Here is a 17,369-nt window from a genome sequence, read left to right on the forward strand (position 1 = left end):
TTTAAATCCCAACTAAAGTTGGGGATATTTTTTAATAAATAGATTTTATGCTAATTAATAGAGCTTTTAATTATAAGATGAATTTTAATTTTCTTTTAATATCTATTTTAAGTTTTAGTATTTAATTAGCAAAAATCAGAAACCTTATTAAAAATCTTAAATCGAATTAATGATTAAACAGGGGAAATCATATGAGTACAATCCAAAATTTAACAACTAAGCAAATTAAAGAGTATCAAGACCTAATACTAGCACAAGGTATTAATGCTGTTCCTGGTGTTTATAATGTACTAAATAATATCGGCTTTGGTTATGCTGGTTGGGCATTTGGTGTATCAACCGGGAATACTATAACAGGTACAGGAGCATTGGATTTTATGCAGGAGACAGCTCATCGCTTGGGGACAACGATTAGCGCTGAAACCGTTGAAAAAATTCGAGTTGGGATGCTTAAGGGTTATTTAAATGCTTTGCTGGAAAAGGCAATTAATAATGGAGGTTTTGTTAATGAAGAAATAGATTTTCCAAAAATACGAGAATTTCATATGCAGGTTTTTAATGCTAATGGTTTAAACATTAATTATTGGACATTAGAAACACCCATGAAAATTATTATGGAAAACTTTGGTATTGATGTTGTTAACCAAAAGTGGAAGGAAATAACAGAAACTGAAGGCAAAGCTCCAGCTGGATTATTGAGTAGTTCGGTACTAGTAGATTGGGTTACAGAGGCTAGCCATGGAACAATTAATTTAGATAAAAACGATAATTTAATTACTCGTTCTGAGTTATTGATTCATCCAGAATCGCGATTAAAAATTGAGCAAACTAAAGATGTATCAGATTATTCGAATGATGCAGAAGAATGGCTGGCTAGACTATCCTTAGGGGGTTTTGGTTCTGTAGGGCATTATTTTTTAAACAATTTTTTTGGTGAGGATAACTATTGGGCTGTTGGTGATCAAGATAAGATTGATCAAAACGATATATTATCAGTTGAGCCTGGTACAGATGTCTCCTATGTCTATGGCTTGGGGGGAAATGATAGAATATATGGTTTAGAGACAAATTCTAATTTCATTGGATTATACCATTCATCTTATAGTACAAAAGATCGTTTCTATGGTGGGACAGGAGATGATGAACTTTATGGTGGTAGTAATCGAGATCAACTTTATGGTGGACTTGATAATGATCATTTATACGGTGGAAAGGATAATGATCACTTAGATGGCGGAGAAGGAGATGATATTTTAGATGGCGGAGAAGGAGATGATATTTTAGTTGATGAGAAAGGTGATGATACTTATATTTTTGATGGAAAATATGGATACGATACCATCTATGATTTAGATGGTAATGGTCAAATAAAAATAGATGGCGTGGCTATATCTGTTGGTGAAAAAATTAATAATAAACTTTGGAAAAGTGCTGATGGACAATACACGATAGCGTTAGTCGATGATTTCGATGGTGTAACGACAACACAAAAAATAGTAATTAGTAAAGAAAATGATAATAAAAGTATTACTGTAAAATACTTTAATAATGGTGAGTTAGGCCTCAATTTTGGTGATTTAGAGAATAATAGTACTCCACCATCTGATACCTCGATTTATGCCTTTGGAACAGACGGTAATAATATTATTTTTGGTGAACGTTATGTGGCAAGTTTTGCAGGAAATGACTTTATTCATTCTACTAATGAAAATGCTGTCATTATTGCCGGTGATGGTAATGACTTAATTTCTACAGGCCAAGGGGATGATGTTATTTATGCTGGAGTAAATACATCAGAACAAGATAATAATATTATATTTTCTGGAATTGGTAGAGATCAGGTTTATGGAGGGGCTGGTAATGATATTATTATGACCTCAAATAGATTGGATGCAGTAAAAGACCCCTTATTAAATCAAATAGGAAATGCAAATAGTGGGACCACAGAGTTAAATAAAGAATATAATATTTTAAACTTTAATTTTGAACTGGATTTGGATAAGAATAATAAATTTTCATATTATATATATAATAATTTAGGGAAATCTACAGAGCAGATTCTTCCCTTTTTCGATATTTATTATACAGGCCAATATGGTAAATACTATCTTTATAACTTTATAGAAGCTTTAAATTATGGTCATGGCTACGCAGGAAGTGATATTGCTTATGGCGGTCTAGGAAATGACATTATCTTGGGTTCATCTGATAAAGACTTTCTATATGGTGGAGAAGGAGATGATGCTATTTATGGAATGGATGGCAGTGATTATCTATATGGTGGTGATAATAACGATACCATATATAGTGGGGATGGAAGTGATGAACTAATAGGCGGTAATGGAAATGATGAGCTTGTGGGTGGGCTTGAGCGAGATACCCTATATGGTGGTGAAGGCGACGATATTATCGAAGCCGATTTAAAAGATTTAGAAGGTAAGTTTGCTCCACCAATTGAATCTGAAAATTATAATCGTTTCGGTGATGATTTAGTTTATGGCGGTGCAGGAAACGATAAGATCTTAGGAAACTTAGGTAATGATGAAATTTACGGGGATGATGGCGATGATGAAATTTTGGGAGATCACCTGACATTAGAAGGGAAATATCATGGCGATGATAGATTATTTGGAGGTAATGGTGATGACAAAATATGGGGGAATGGTGGAAAAGATATAATTGAGGGTGGAAGCGGAAACGATCATATTTCAGGAGATTATGTTTCATTAGATGGTGTATACCATAGCGAAGATACTTTATATGGTGGAGATGGTAACGATACGATTTTGGGGCAAGGTAACGCAGATTACATTTTTGGAGGCGATGGTGATGATTTAATTACAGGAGATGATTCGGATTTAGATGGACAATATCATGGAAATGATGAGATTCATGGGGATGATGGTAATGATGAGATTAATGGAGATGGTGGCGATGATGAAATCTATGGGGATAAGGGCAATGATAGAATTTCTGGGGATAATTCAGCTCTAGATTCTCAATATCATGGTAATGATAAAATCTACGGTGGTTTAGGAGATGATCTTTTATGGGGAAATGGAGGTTCTGACATTATTTATGGGGGAGTTGGTAGCGACTATATAGAAGGAGATAATACTCAGTTAGATGGACAATATCACGGTGATGATACGCTTTATGGAGATGCTGGTAATGATAATATCCATGGTGATGGTGGTTCGGATATTTTATATGGAGATGATGGAGATGATCACCTTGTAGGTGATGTAACTGATGATCGTACTTCCGATGGTAATGATCAACTTTATGGTGGAAGTGGAAAAGATAGTTTATTTGGTTTTGATGGTAATGATATTTTAGATGGAGGAGCGGGAGATGATATCATTTATGGTGGAAAAGGTAATGATACTTTTATAAGTAATGAAGGGAATGATCAATTAGCTGGGGGCGAGGGAAATGACACATATTATATTCAAGTAAGAGATTCGGAAGTTAAAATTTTAGATAGTTCTGGAGAAAACCACTTTTATTTAGAGGGAAATTTTAATCTTTCAAATATAAATATCTATCATTATAATAATGCAGTTAGTCTTATTAGTCCAACAACAAGTCAAGATTCTGATGCTGTTTTACCCCAGTTTAAATTAACTTTTTTTGATGATAGTGAAACTCAACCAACAATTGATGGGGGAATTGTCACAGATGAATATGGAAACAACGTTACGGGTGGTTATAATCAATATCTTCATTTTAATCGTAATGAATATAATATAAATACAAATTTAAATAATACAATTCAGAATGATTATGTTATTCATCTTGATACCTATTTAAAAGAACGTGAAGGATTAAGTTATAAAATTTTGAATACCTCTTGGCATGGAATCCAAGGGTTATATCTAATTTTCACTAATAGTTATATTAAAGATGATAATTTAATTTATCAAAATTCCGATTTAAGTGACATTGTTGATATTCAACAGATTAGAAATAATGTTGTTTCGTATGGGCAATATCAGGCCAATGAATATCACTTGTTAGGAGGAAATGATCAAACAACAGGCTCTGAGAGTGAAGATATTGTTTATGGTGGAATTGGCGATGACACTATCAAAGGTCTTGGTGGTTCAGATCAGCTCTTTGGCGATGAAGGGGATGATAGGTTAGAGGGGAATACTGGCAATGACTTTATTAGTGGGGGCACTGGTAATGATCAACTCTTTGGTGGTGAAGGTGATGATCAGTTAGAAGGTGGTGATGGAAATGACATTATTGAAGGCGGTGATGGAAATGACATTATTGAAGGTGGTGATGGAAATGACATCATTAAAGGTGGAAATGGTAATGATATCATTAAAGGGGGCATTGGCAATGATCAGCTTTTCGGTGGTGTAGGTGAAGATCATTTAGAAGGTGGGGATGATGATGACCATTTAGAAGCTGGCGACGGAAATGACATTATCGAGGGCGGCACTGGCAATGATCAACTTTTTGGAGATATTGGTAGAGACGTGCTTTACGGTGGAGATGGTGATGATAAATTATACGGTGGAGATGATAGTGATATTTTAAGTGGAGGAAAAGGTAATAATATTTTAGAAGGAGGAAATGGGGAGGATATTTATTTATTTGATATATTTAGTCAACAAAATACTATTTATGATGGGGATGATAGTATATTAAAGTTTAATGGAATAACTTCAAAAGATGTAATAATTGAAGTGGTAAAAGATGATTTAAATATTCATTATAATGAAAGTTCATTAGTTACAATTTCTGATTTTATATTGAAAGGGAATGTCAAGGAAATTCAGTTTGATGACTTGAATCTAACAAAAGATAAATTAAATGAATCAATAACAATAACAAAACTAGGAGATGTTGGTGATAATTACTTAGGCGGCTCTGCTGAGTTTAATAATATTATATATGGTAGTGATGGTAATGATAATTTGTCTGGTGGAAAATTATTAAATTATCTTTATGGTGGAAGTGGTAATGATTCATTTCGAGTAAATTATTCATACTCTAAATCAGAATTTAATTTATTTGGTGGATTGGGTTATGATTCATACAATTTAAATTTAGGTGCAAAAACTTGGATTGAGGATGAGGACTATTTGGGGATTATAAATGTTGATTCACAAATCTATTTTACATTAGTGGGTAATGTTTTTATTCGCTCACCAAATAGTAGTTCTGCTGAATTAATATCTGAAAATAATGGACATACAGAATATAAATACACATTGAATAATAGACCGTTACTTCAAGCAACTTATGATTATCATTCTAAAACATTTACTCTTATGAAGGATGATTTGTTTGTTTTTGGGTTAAAAAATATAAACGCAGCTAGTGATTTAAGTTTATATAAAAATATGAATATTAGAATCGATGGTGAAGATGTTTATCATACTAATGCCACTTATAGTCATTATCTAGCTACTGAATTTAAACTAACAGATTTTATTTCATCTATTGGCGATGTGAAATCTATTTATGATGATAGCGATAATGTAATTGATGGTTTTGGAAATTTAAATAATTTAATTTATGCAGGAAATGGCAAAAATATTATTTTAACTCAAAGTGGGAATGATACCATTTATTCAGGAAGTGGAGCAGACACTATAGATGTTGGTAGTGGAAATAATAAAGTTGAAAGTGGTGATGGTGATGACCAAATAACTATAGGTCAAGGGAAGAATTATATAATAGCAGGTGCTGGAAATGATATTATTCTAGGTGGAAAAGGTGAAGTATATGGGGGTGAAGGTAATGATTATATATCTATAGAAAGTGGTGATGTTTATGGCGGTAATGGTGATGATACTCTTGTTGCTGGAAAATCAGGTAATTATTTAGATGGTGGGGATGGAGCAGATCATCTGATAGGAGGGTTAGGTGATGATATCTTTATTGTGGATGAACAAGATACTTATGAAGAAAATGATACAAATGGTGGTTACGATACAATTTATATTGCTAAAAATTTTGATCTTGCATTAAATAATTTTGAGGCTGTTACATTATTGGGTAACCAGAATATTAATGCCTATGGAGATGAATTTGATAATAAATTAATTGGCAATAGTGGTAATAACTATATTGACGGTCGTGCAGGCAGTGACTATATGCAAGGGGGTATGGGTAATGACTATTATGTTGTTGATATAACCGAAACCATTGAAACTGATGATAATGGTGTTAGTTACATTATAGATGGAGACCTGGTTGTTGAAGATGTTGATGGTGGTATAGATACTCTTGAACGTTGGGAAGATGCACGCTTTATTAGTCAAGATGAAAATGGAAACCCAGTTTTAACAGATAGTTATAAAATATTAGAAAATAACATCGAAAATCTTATTTTAAAAGGTAATGCTAAAACAGGATTTGGTAATGATCTTGATAATATCATTGTTGGAAATGAGCAAGATAATTATATTGATGGTTTAGCCGGAAATGATACTTATATTTTTAGCCGAGGTGGTGGTACGGATACCTACAGCTTTGAAGATAATATTGATGCTGTAAATATATTAAAAATTCAAGGTTATTCAGATAATGATGTATCTGCTCAAAAATATGGCGATAGCGTATATCTTAGTTTTAAAGGTACAAATGATCATATTTGGCTTTCTAATTATTATATTGCAGATACCGAAAATACCACCTATAAGATGGATCAGATTAATTTTGATTCTGGAGTGATTTGGGGTGTTGATGATATTAACACATTAGTTAATAGAGCCTTAACAAACCATGCACCAACTGTTAATGCAGCTATACCATTAATTACAAGTAATCAGGGAACTGAATTTAGCTATAAATTTGCTAATAATATTATTGTTGATCAGGATAGCTGGGATTCTTTGAGTTATAAAATTACTTTAACGACTAAAGATAGTAGTGGACAATACCAATCTATTCCATCATGGTTAAGTTTTGATACTGCAACACAAACTTTATCTGGTACTCCTCCTACTAATGTGACTGGCAACTTATCGTTCTTTTATTGGGGAACAGATATGTATGGTTATAGTACCGCCACCTCATTTAATTTAAAAGTTAGTCTACCGAACCAAGCTCCAACATTGTTAAATGCAATTGCAGATCAAAGCGTGACGGATGCTAAAGCATTTAGCTATACAGTTCCTGCAACAACATTCAAAGACCCTGATGGTGATACATTAACGTATTCGGCTACCTTAGAAGATGGCTCTCCATTACCATCTTGGCTTAGTTTCAACCCAACTACGAGAGTGTTGAGTGGCACTTCACCTGATAACACAATGCCGTTAAATATTAAAATTACAGTCAAAGATATTGCTAACCAATCAGTTTCTGATGTGTTTAAGCTAACATTTGTTGTTCAAAATCAAACAATAAATGGAACAAGCAATGCTGATACGTTATATGGGGCTTCAGGGAATGACACCCTAACAGGTCAAGCTGGTAATGATATTCTTTATGGGCAGGCAGGTAATGATACTTTAAATGGTGGTACTGGTAACGACACAATGTACGGTGGAAAAGGTGATGACACTTATATTGTGGATAGTACTGCTGATGTTATTAGTGAAAGTGTGAATGAAGGAACTGATACTGTCCAAAGTAGTGTTACTTACACATTAGTAAATAATGTGGAAAATTTAACCTTAACAGGCACTACAGCAATTAATGGTACAGGTAATGCACTCAATAATGTGATTGTTGGTAATAGTGCAATTAATACTTTAACTGGTGGCGCAGGTGATGATTATCTGGATGGAGGAGTTGGTGCAGATAAATTATTAGGTGGAACAGGTAATGACTCTTACGTTATTGACAATACAGGTGACATTGTCACGGAAAATACCGGTGAAGGGATAGATACTGTTCTTAGTTCAATTACTTATACTCTCGGTAATAATCTTGAAAATCTAACATTGACTGGATCAACAGCAATTAATGGTACAGGTAATGCGCTCAATAATGTACTTGTTGGTAATAGTGCAATTAATACTTTAACTGGTGGTGCAGGTGATGATTATCTGGATGGAGGAGCAGGAGCTGATAAGTTACTTGGTGGTTTAGGTAATGATACTTATGTAATTGATAACTCTGGCGATACTGTTACAGAAAATGCTAGTGAAGGTATAGATACGGTTCTGAGCTCTATTACTTATATATTAGGCAGTAATTTAGAAAATTTAACTTTAAGTGGTTCAACAGCCATTAATGCAACAGGTAATACATTAAATAATACTCTTACAGGTAATAGTGGAATAAATGCTTTAAATGGTGGAGCTGGTAATGACATTCTGGATGGACAAGGTGGAAATGATCAACTTACCGGTGGAACTGGGGCTGATACCGCACTATATCAATTATTAGTTCAATCTGATGCTCTGGGTGGAAATGGTACAGATGTCTGGTCTGATTTCACTATTGGTAATACCTCATCAAATACAAATGCAGATAAAATTGATATTGGTGATCTGTTAATTGGTTATTCTGGTACTTATAGCTTTACTAGTTTGGAACCATTTATAAAAACTGTTGTGAGTGGTTCAAATACACAGTTATATATTGATAGGGATGGTGCAGGAACGACGTATAGTAGTTCATTGTTGTTAACATTGAATAATACAAACGTTAATTTAAATGATCTAATCAATAACCAGCAAGTTATTATTTAAAAATTAGGGTGATGAGACCAAAATTATTTTTGGTCTTTATCTTAAGTTATTAATTTATTTAAAAGATTAAAAAAGGCATTAAATACTAATATTTAATGCCTTTATTTTTTTGTCTTTAGTAGTTAAATTTTACTTAATCTTTTTAAAGATAAAGTCATTAATCTTATGACCTGACTCAATACCACGGCGCTCAAACTTAGTCACAGGGCGCCATTCTGGTCGAGGGTAACTGTTGCCTTTACCAGCCAAATTTTCAAGATCTGGACGATTGTCGAGTACATCAAGCATCCATTCTGCATATGGTTCCCAATCTGTTGCTGCATGGAAAGTACCACCAAGCTCAAGTTTTTGTTCAACCAGTTGCATACGCTCATGAATAACAAAACGGCGTTTGAAATGACGTTTCTTTTGCCAAGGGTCTGGAAAGTAAAGTTGTACACAGTTAATACTGTTGTCTGGCATTTCACGTAAAACTTGAATCGCATCTGCATCGAGTACACGTAAGTTTTTAAGTTCCGCTATACCTGCTTCATATAAACATTGAGCAATACCAGGTACGTGTACTTCAATACCTACATAGTTGCGTTCAGGGTTGGCTTTTGCCATAAGCACTAATGAACGACCCATACCAAAACCGATTTCAACAGTTAAAGGACGTTCTGGATGTTCGAAGTGCTGACGTAAGTCACCAACGGGGTATTCCAAAATTAAATCGCGATGTTGTTCTAATGCCGTGCGTTGAGACGTATTAAGTGGTGCTGAACGACGCATAAACGTCACAATTTCACGGTGTTCAGGCAAATTGTCTAAGTCTGCAATTTGCGTTTCTAACTGATCGATCGACATAACCTTGGCAATATTGAAATTCAAATGCGGTATTTTAAGTCTTCAGGTGGTCAAGTCAAATATTTCGGTGTTTTTCTTCATGTAGATGTCATGATCAATATTTAATCTAAGAAGTTAATTAAAACTCACATGAACAATTTTACTCATGAAAACTTTTCAGTTAAGAACACTTTCGGTTTTTTTAAGTACATTTGGTGCATTTTCATATAGCTCAGTTGCTCAAGCACAGCTTATGTTTAGCCAGTATGTTGATGGCAGCAGTAATAAAAAAGGGTTAGAGATTTATAACCCAGATGGAACTACTGTTAACTTAGCAGATTATGAAATTCAACAATTTAATAATGGTGGGACTGCAAAAACGGTGACTTTCCGTTTACAGGGTACACTTGCGAGTAAGCAGAAGTTTTTAGTGGGCCGCTCAGAGCTGCAAACTGAACTTGGTAGTAAAGTAAATCAAGTGGCTGCCTTGTCTTTTAATGGTGATGATGCAGTGGTACTGGTTTATAAAGGTACACCTGTCGATCGTTTTGGTCGTATTGGTGAACGACCAGAGGCAGGTTGGGGAACAGCCGTTTCAAGTTTAGGAAATAGTTTTAAGCGTATTGAAGCTGAAAACCCAGCTTTAAGTATCGACCCAACGGCAGCATTTGATTTGGACCACTCATGGACAGCATGGGCAAACCGAAATGATTTTTCAAATCTATCGGGTTCTACGACTCAGCCGCCAGTGCAAACGGTCAGTTGTTCAAGCTCAGATACACCAATTGCCGATTTAGCATCTTCAACACAAAATCAAACCTATACAGTACGTGGTGTAATTACTGCTGACTATCGCTATGCGAATGGTTTTTCAGGCTTTTATGTTCAAACACCTGACACCAAAGCACGTGCAAATGTAAGTAATGCCATTTTTGTTTATATTCCAAATAGCAGCACGGTAAAAGGTGGCCAAGTTGGTGATGAAGTTATTTTACGAGGCCGTTTAACAAGTTATCAAAACCAGCTACAAATAGACCAATTACAGCAGGATATTCAAAGCTGTAATAGCAATATGGCAAATCAAGTTCAGCCAATTAGCTTGGAGTTACCATTTACTAGCTTAGCAGGCGGTTCAACAAATTCTCCGCAGCGTTATCAAGGGATGTTGGTCAAATTACCTCAAGCTTTGACGGTAAGTGAAAACTATAACTATGGCCGTTATGGTGAACTATCGCTGAGCTTAGGCCGCTTATATATTCCAACCAATTTATATCCTGCCTTGTCGCCAGAAGCGAAAGCTTTAGCTCAGAAAAATTTATTATCGAAAATTATTTTTGATGATGGATATAACAACCAAAATCGTACTCCGTGGTTACCAATAAATTTTAGTGCTGCCAATACATTACGTTCAGGTTATCAGCTTAAAAACGTTGAAGGGATTTTAGAGTATCGTTTTAATGGCTGGCGCGTACAGCCAGTGCTTGGACGTACGCAACCAGAAGTTGTTACTCAAACAAATCCACGTCAGGGTGTCATCACAAAAAATGCCAATCATATTCGTGTAGCTTCATTTAACGTTTTGAACTATGACAATGGCGCAACAGGTTTCCCAACAGAACGTGGCGCAAATACACAAACAGAGTTTGATAAACAGCACCGTAAAATTGTGAGTGCATTAAAAGCGATTGATGCTGACGTATACGGTTTGATGGAAATTGCAAACAATGGTTATGGTCCAAACAGCGCAATTGCTCATTTAACAAGTGCATTAGGTCCAGACTGGAAATATGTTGTTCCTGAAAATTTAGACCGTTTAGGTGGTGATGTTATTGCTGTTGCGATTATTTATAACAGTAAGCGTGTGAAGCCTTTAAACAAACCTGTTGTGCTTGATTTGGGCGATAAAAATCGAACGACGTTAGCACAGACTTTCCAAGCTGTTCGTGGCAATAAAACGTTTACCGTTATTCCAAACCATTTGAAGTCAAAAGGCTGTACTGGAGTTGATGTTAACTCTACGGATGCGGACCAAAAAGATGGTCAAGGTTGTTGGAACCCGACTCGTGTAAAAGCAGTTGATCAAATTGTGCAGTGGCTCGCGAAAAACCCGACACAAGTTCCTAAGCAAAATGCTTTACTTGTTGGGGATATGAATAGCTATGCAAAAGAAGAACCTATTTTAGCCTTTGAAAAAGCCAATTATAAAGTCTTACTCAATGACGCTAAGGTTGGGCAAGGCGCTCAGGCATATAGCTATGTGTTTGGTGTGGCAAGTGATGCAAATGGTAATGGCGGCGCGGGTAACTTAGATCATGCAATTGCCGATGCAGATTTATATCCAAAAGTAGTTCGTACGTTTGCTTGGCATATCAATGCTGATGAGCCAACAGTTCTAGACTATAACGAAGAATATAAAACCGATGAGCAAAAGGCGCTGTTTTATGGCGAAGATGCCTATCGTTCTTCGGACCACGACCCTGTCATTGTCGATCTAGATTTAAATGGTAAAGATTCAAGTCATCCTGATAATGGCAACAAAAATCCTATTCTGGATTTCTTAAACCAATTAATGGAATGGTTTAGCCAACTTTTTAAACGTAATTAACGGTAAAAAATGCGTGATGGGAATGTGTTTTATCATATTTTAAACAATCGTCACGCAAGACAACTTGCAAGGTCCAACTTTTTCAAGAATATTAGATAGTGTAAGTAATTTATAAATTTACGCTTTTTTACAATTAAGGAATTGTACAAACCTTGCAGGTTTTTTAGAAGCAATTTAAAACGTTAATGTAAGATAAGAAGGATCAGATATGAAATTATATTATTCGCCAGGCGCATGTTCTTTAGCTGCACATATTATTTTAAATGAAATTAATGTTGATTTTGATTTAGAACGAGTAAATTTAAAAACACATAAAACAGAAAAAGGTGCAGATTATTACGAAATTAACCCGAAGGGCTATGTACCAGCTTTAGAAATTAACCCAGGTTTGATTTTGACTGAAAACGTGGCGATTTTACCGTTCCTTGCTCAGCATGATCCTAAACAAGATTTGATTCCTCCTTCGGGCTTAGGCCGTGCGAAAGTGTTGGAATGGTTGGGTTATTTGAACTCTGAACTACATGATGCCTATGCGGTATTTTTTGGGGCGCCGTTAACAAACGATGAAAAGACCAAAGCTTATGCTGAAATCGACCGTCTCTTAAAATATATCGATAATTATCTGGCTGAGTCGGATTATGACTATTTAGTAAATGATAATTTTGGTCCAGCTGATGCATATTTATTTGTTTTAACAAATTGGTCAAATTCAATTGAGCATGATTTAACGCCGTATAAACATATTATCGCATTGCGTAATAAAGTTGCTGAGCGTCAATCTGTACAAATTGCGATGCGTGATGAAGGTTTAATTTCATAAGCGATTTTAAACCTATTAAAAAAGCCCCTAATTAATAGGGGCTTTTTTTATGTTGAATATAACTTAGTGCTGAGCTTTTTCTTTTACATCAGCAGCTGCATGTTCAACAGCTTGAGCTGTGTCAGCAGTTGCTTTACGCGCAGTCGCTTCAGTTTGTGCAGCAGCATTTGCAGTTTTATCAGCAGCGTGGTCAGCAGCAGCATCAATTTTAGCTGTAGCATTGTCTGTAGCAGTTGCAATATCGCTCGCAGCTTTGTCACCCGCAGATTTAATATCAGCGGTTGCTTGTTTAGCAGCATTTTCTAAATGTTCACCTGTAGTCGCGCCAGTTTCTGGAGCTTTATCTTTATTACAACCAACAAGGGCAACAGTCGCAGCAAGACCTAAAGCAACAAGTAATTTATTCATTGTGTTTTTCCTTCTAATTCATGGCATCCAAAATTATGGATGTCTAAAATATAAACATAAAGTAACTGATTAATAAAGATCAAAAATTGTTAAAAAGTTGTAACTTCAATATTAAAAAAGCCTAGCATTTTGCAATGCTAGGCTTTCGCTCAATAGAGGGGGTTAACCAGTTTTTATTGCCCAGAACGAATGATGTAATCAAACGCAGAGAGCGATGCCTTAGCGCCTTCACCTGTAGCAATAATGATTTGCTTATAAGGCACAGTGGTACAGTCACCTGCAGCAAATACACCTTGAACATTGGTTTCGTTGCGGTCATTCACAATGATCTCACCGCGGTTGGTTAACTCAACTTCACTGTTTTTTAAGAAGTCAGTGTTTGGAAGTAAACCAATCTGTACAAAGATCGCTGCAAGCTCTACCACATGCTCTTCATCAGTGGCACGGTCTTTATATTTAAGACCAGTCACTTGTGAGCCATCACCCAATACTTCTGTACTTAAGGCATTCATAATCACAGTTGTGTTTGGCAAGCTATGCAATTTGTTTTGCAACACTTGGTCAGCACGAAGTTTAGTGTCGAACTCAACTAAAGTTACATGTTCAACAATCCCTGCAAGGTCAATTGCAGCTTCAACACCTGAGTTACCGCCACCAATCACGGCAACACGTTTGCCTTTGAATAATGGGCCATCACAGTGTGGGCAGTACGCGACACCACGGGTACGGTATTCTTGCTCACCCGGTACATTCATTTCTCTCCAACGTGCACCTGTTGAAAGGATCACAGTTTTCGATTCAAGTTTTGCACCGTTTTCAAGTTCTACCGCAACCAGACCATTTTCAGTTTGGTTTGCACCTGTGATTTTGCTGACACGTTGCAGGTTCATGATATCGACATCATATTCACGAACATGGGCTTCCATCTCGGCTGCAAACTTAGGACCTTGAGTCTTTTGCACAGAGGTGAAGTTTTCAATGTCCATGGTGTCCATGACCTGACCACCGAAGCGTTCAGCTACGATACCCGTGTTAATGCCTTTACGTGCTGCATAGATTGCCGCCGTTGCACCCGCAGGACCGCCACCAATCACCAATACATCAAAAGCATTTTTAGCATTGAGTGCTGCCGCATCTTTTTCAGCTGAGTTGGTATCAAGTTTTGCCACAATCTCTTCAAGGGTCATACGACCTTGACCGATGTGCTCATTGTCTTGAAACACCATTGGAACAGCCATGATTTTGCGTTGTTCCACTTCGTCTTGGAAGAATGAACCATCAATCATGGTTGCTGTTGTGTTCGGGTTATAAATCGCGATCAGGTTAAGCGCCTGTACCACATCCGGACAGTTATGACAGCTTAACGATACAAACACATCAAAGTTAGCTTTGAGGTTTAAACCTTTAATCTGGTTAAGCACTTCATTTGACACTTTAGGTGCATAACCAGACACTTGTAACAGTGCCAAGATCAAAGATGTAAACTCATGACCCATTGGTAAGCCTGCAAAGAACACACGAGGTTGTTCACCTGCTTTAGCCACACCAAAGCTTGGACGACGTGTATTGTTGCCATCAAAACGGGCAGTCACTTTGTCAGAAAGTTCGGCGATTTCTGTCACTAATTCTTTAATTTGAGCAGCTTTATCTGATTCATCTAAAGCAGCAACTAATTCGATTGAACTTTCTAAACGTTCTAAGTAAGCTTTTAATTGAGTTTTAATGTTTTGATCTAACATCTGTTTTTACTCCAATGCATCCAAATTCTTTCAATAGATGCATAGTACGTTAAAACAATAAATAGGTGAAACAGTATGTTTTTATAGATTTGATCGGTTTTTTGAATTATTAAATCTATTCATAAATAAGATCAATAATTTATCTCTAAATGCTCTTTATTACTCTTTTTTATCTTTTAAAGTGAAAGTATTTAAAAATTTATATATGTTATATGGCTGTAAAGATTTTATGTCATAACATTAAAAGGTACTTTCATGTCATTGCAACGCGGCATTTATCAGCATTATAAAGGTAATCTCTATCAAGTTTTTTCTGTGGCAAAACACAGTGAGACTGAAGAAGAGTTAGTCGTTTATCAGTGTCTTTATGGTGACTATTCAACTTGGGTTCGACCACTGAATATGTTTACTGAAACTGTGCAAATGGCTGACGGAAGTATCGTGCCGCGTTTCAAGTTAATTCAAAGCACTTAACTCAAACGACCTTCATATAAAATAACGATTTAAAAGGGTGAATATATGCCAAATACTTTTTTCTTACAAAGAGTTGCCGATTTATATGACACCTTTAAACAGCATGATTCACAGCAATCTGATCGTTTACAACGATACCGCAACATAGAAGTAGAATCTGCAAAATTAATTTCGCAATTTATTCGCATGCAACAAGCCAAGGCTATATTAGAAATTGGTACTTCGACAGGGTATTCAACTTTATGGCTAGCTGAAGCCGCTCAGACCACTGGTGGGCAGGTGACTACGCTTGAAATTGATGCAAAGCGAAGTGCTGAGGCGAAACGCCATGTGGCTGAATTAGAGCTCAGTGAAATTGTTCAATTTTGGGTTGGAGATGCAGCCGATTATTTAAAAGAAGCAAACGAAGTTTATGATTTTATTTTGTTAGATGCTGAACGTGACGTATATGAAAGTTATTGGCCAGATTTAAAACGTTTAATTAAGCCTAAAGGTGGAGTTTTAGTGGTTGATAATGTGATTTCTCATGCAGCAGAAGTAAATTCTTTTTTATCTTTAATAAAAAAGGATGCAGATTTCATGAGCAGTATTGTGCCTGTTGGGGCAGGATTATGTTTAGTAGTCACAAAATAATTTTACTGAAATCGTTTTATATTCCAGTCGGGCCTGTTTTGAACAGGCCTTTTTTATATTTGTTATGAGGCAATCACCAAAGAGAGTCGTGTAAAGTGCAAATCGAATTCTAAATATTTATGTACAAAAGCGGCTTTATCCGTTGAACGTAATAAATTGTCATAAACAAATTCCGGAACGGGATGATATAGATCTCCCGAACCATCGCTATAAAATATTTTTAAATGACGCGATGTCGCATTGTATTTCCATGAAGTGACGACCGCTGTATTTACCATAAATGTACCCCTTTATTTCATATCAAACTTACTCAAAAATTAACCAGTTGTTTATTTGACATTACTCAATGTTGAGGTCGCGGGGAAGGGCATAATTGTAAAAGTATCAGTAGAAAATGTGATGTGCTTATTCAAAACAAAAGAACCACCCGATAAAGGGTGGTTCTTTGAGTTTTTAAAATCTAAGAGAGATTAGATTTTACCAACTAGGTCGATAGATGGAGCAAGAGTTGCTTCGCCTTCTTTCCATTTAGCTGGGCAAACTTCACCTGGGTGAGCGTGTACGTATTGAGCAGCTTTTACTTTACGAAGAAGTTCAGATGCGTCACGGCCGATACCACCAGCGTTAAGTTCAACGATTTGGATTTTACCTTCTGGATCGATAACGAAAGTACCACGGTCAGCTAAACCTTCAGATTCAATAAGAACGTCGAAGTTTTTAGAAAGAGTCCAAGTTGGGTCACCAACTAATGGGTATTGGATTTTTTTGATTTCTTCAGAAGTGTCGTGCCAAGCTTTGTGAGTGAAGTGTGTATCAGTAGATACAGCGTAAATTTCAACACCAAGTTTTTGGAATTCAGCGTAGTTGTCAGCTAAGTCACCAAGTTCAGTTGGACAAACGAAAGTGAAGTCAGCTGGATAGAAGAATACAACAGACCATTTACCTTTAAGGTTAGTTTCGTTAACTTCAACAAATTGGCCGTTGTGGTAAGCAGTTGCTTGGAAAGGTTTAACTTCAGTATTAATCAAGCTCATCATTGTCTCCATGATTGAGGTTTATATTTAAACTTGTTTACGAGATGTAGAATAAATAAAAATTCTTTATTGGGGAAATAGTATTTTTACATGACTAAAATCGGAAAATTGAATAAGTGATAAATTTACGATTTTTAAGTCCCCAAACACTGTATTCGATTTGAC

At 35.9% G+C, this 17,369-nt stretch carries 10 protein-coding genes; 5 read left to right on the top strand and 5 right to left on the bottom strand.

Annotation, left to right across the window (positions count from 1 at the left end; all coding sequences use genetic code 11):
• Positions 1 to 191 precede the first annotated feature (191 nt).
• The gene (locus ACH63V_RS10875; protein WP_396463509.1) at positions 192 to 8,666 is read left to right on the top strand and encodes a putative Ig domain-containing protein; all 8,475 of its coding nucleotides are present in this window, start codon (positions 192 to 194) and stop codon (positions 8,664 to 8,666) included.
• Between the two features lie 129 nt (positions 8,667 to 8,795).
• Here ACH63V_RS10875 and trmB read toward each other — a convergent pair whose 3' ends face one another.
• Positions 8,796 to 9,512, bottom strand: coding sequence for a tRNA (guanosine(46)-N7)-methyltransferase TrmB (gene trmB / locus ACH63V_RS10880; RefSeq protein ID WP_019457446.1), 717 nt, complete (start codon positions 9,510 to 9,512; stop codon positions 8,796 to 8,798).
• Between the two features lie 145 nt (positions 9,513 to 9,657).
• Here trmB and ACH63V_RS10885 point away from each other — a divergent pair, with 145 nt between their 5' ends.
• Positions 9,658 to 12,096 carry an ExeM/NucH family extracellular endonuclease gene (locus ACH63V_RS10885; protein ID WP_396463510.1) on the top strand — a complete coding sequence of 813 codons (2,439 nt, stop codon included), beginning with the start codon at positions 9,658 to 9,660 and terminating at the stop codon, positions 12,094 to 12,096.
• Between the two features lie 208 nt (positions 12,097 to 12,304).
• Positions 12,305 to 12,916: a glutathione binding-like protein gene (locus ACH63V_RS10890; RefSeq protein ID WP_000781338.1), complete on the top strand. Its 612-nt coding sequence runs from the start codon at positions 12,305 to 12,307 to the stop codon at positions 12,914 to 12,916.
• A gap of 63 nt (positions 12,917 to 12,979) precedes the next feature.
• Here ACH63V_RS10890 and ACH63V_RS10895 read toward each other — a convergent pair whose 3' ends face one another.
• Together ACH63V_RS10895 and ahpF are read right to left on the bottom strand one after the other, a co-directional pair.
• The gene (locus tag ACH63V_RS10895; protein WP_191108487.1) at positions 12,980 to 13,324 is read right to left on the bottom strand and encodes a hypothetical protein; all 345 of its coding nucleotides are present in this window, start codon (positions 13,322 to 13,324) and stop codon (positions 12,980 to 12,982) included.
• 173 nt (positions 13,325 to 13,497) lie between these two features.
• Positions 13,498 to 15,063 carry an alkyl hydroperoxide reductase subunit F gene (gene ahpF / locus ACH63V_RS10900; RefSeq protein WP_396463511.1) on the bottom strand — a complete coding sequence of 522 codons (1,566 nt, stop codon included), beginning with the start codon at positions 15,061 to 15,063 and terminating at the stop codon, positions 13,498 to 13,500.
• A gap of 255 nt (positions 15,064 to 15,318) precedes the next feature.
• Here ahpF and ACH63V_RS10905 point away from each other — a divergent pair, with 255 nt between their 5' ends.
• Complete coding sequence (locus tag ACH63V_RS10905; protein ID WP_032006575.1) at positions 15,319 to 15,537, top strand: DUF1653 domain-containing protein; 219 nt, start codon at positions 15,319 to 15,321, stop codon at positions 15,535 to 15,537.
• A 45-nt stretch (positions 15,538 to 15,582) separates the two neighbouring features.
• A complete protein-coding gene (locus ACH63V_RS10910) occupies positions 15,583 to 16,170 on the top strand; it encodes an O-methyltransferase (RefSeq protein WP_396463512.1) in 588 nt (195 codons plus the stop codon).
• Positions 16,171 to 16,232: 62 nt separating this feature from the next.
• Here ACH63V_RS10910 and ACH63V_RS10915 read toward each other — a convergent pair whose 3' ends face one another.
• Both ACH63V_RS10915 and ahpC read right to left on the bottom strand, forming a co-directional pair.
• Positions 16,233 to 16,448 carry a KTSC domain-containing protein gene (locus ACH63V_RS10915; protein ID WP_396463513.1) on the bottom strand — a complete coding sequence of 72 codons (216 nt, stop codon included), beginning with the start codon at positions 16,446 to 16,448 and terminating at the stop codon, positions 16,233 to 16,235.
• A 192-nt stretch (positions 16,449 to 16,640) separates the two neighbouring features.
• Positions 16,641 to 17,204 (bottom strand): alkyl hydroperoxide reductase subunit C, encoded by a 564-nt coding sequence (gene ahpC / locus ACH63V_RS10920; RefSeq protein ID WP_003652649.1) that lies wholly within the window; start codon positions 17,202 to 17,204, stop codon positions 16,641 to 16,643.
• Between the last annotated feature and the right edge of the window lie 165 nt (positions 17,205 to 17,369).

Source organism: Acinetobacter sp. ABJ-A23_2, from assembly GCF_044538765.1.
GTDB lineage: Bacteria > Pseudomonadota > Gammaproteobacteria > Pseudomonadales > Moraxellaceae > Acinetobacter > Acinetobacter nosocomialis_A.

Coding starts and splice junctions, on each gene's coding strand:
- ACH63V_RS10875 (WP_396463509.1), top strand. CDS start 192: ATGAGTACAATCCAAAATTTAACAACTAAGCAAATTAAAGAGTATCAA.
- trmB (WP_019457446.1), bottom strand. CDS start 9,512: ATGTCGATCGATCAGTTAGAAACGCAAATTGCAGACTTAGACAATTTG.
- ACH63V_RS10885 (WP_396463510.1), top strand. CDS start 9,658: ATGAAAACTTTTCAGTTAAGAACACTTTCGGTTTTTTTAAGTACATTT.
- ACH63V_RS10890 (WP_000781338.1), top strand. CDS start 12,305: ATGAAATTATATTATTCGCCAGGCGCATGTTCTTTAGCTGCACATATT.
- ACH63V_RS10895 (WP_191108487.1), bottom strand. CDS start 13,324: ATGAATAAATTACTTGTTGCTTTAGGTCTTGCTGCGACTGTTGCCCTT.
- ahpF (WP_396463511.1), bottom strand. CDS start 15,063: ATGTTAGATCAAAACATTAAAACTCAATTAAAAGCTTACTTAGAACGT.
- ACH63V_RS10905 (WP_032006575.1), top strand. CDS start 15,319: ATGTCATTGCAACGCGGCATTTATCAGCATTATAAAGGTAATCTCTAT.
- ACH63V_RS10910 (WP_396463512.1), top strand. CDS start 15,583: ATGCCAAATACTTTTTTCTTACAAAGAGTTGCCGATTTATATGACACC.
- ACH63V_RS10915 (WP_396463513.1), bottom strand. CDS start 16,448: ATGGTAAATACAGCGGTCGTCACTTCATGGAAATACAATGCGACATCG.
- ahpC (WP_003652649.1), bottom strand. CDS start 17,204: ATGAGCTTGATTAATACTGAAGTTAAACCTTTCCAAGCAACTGCTTAC.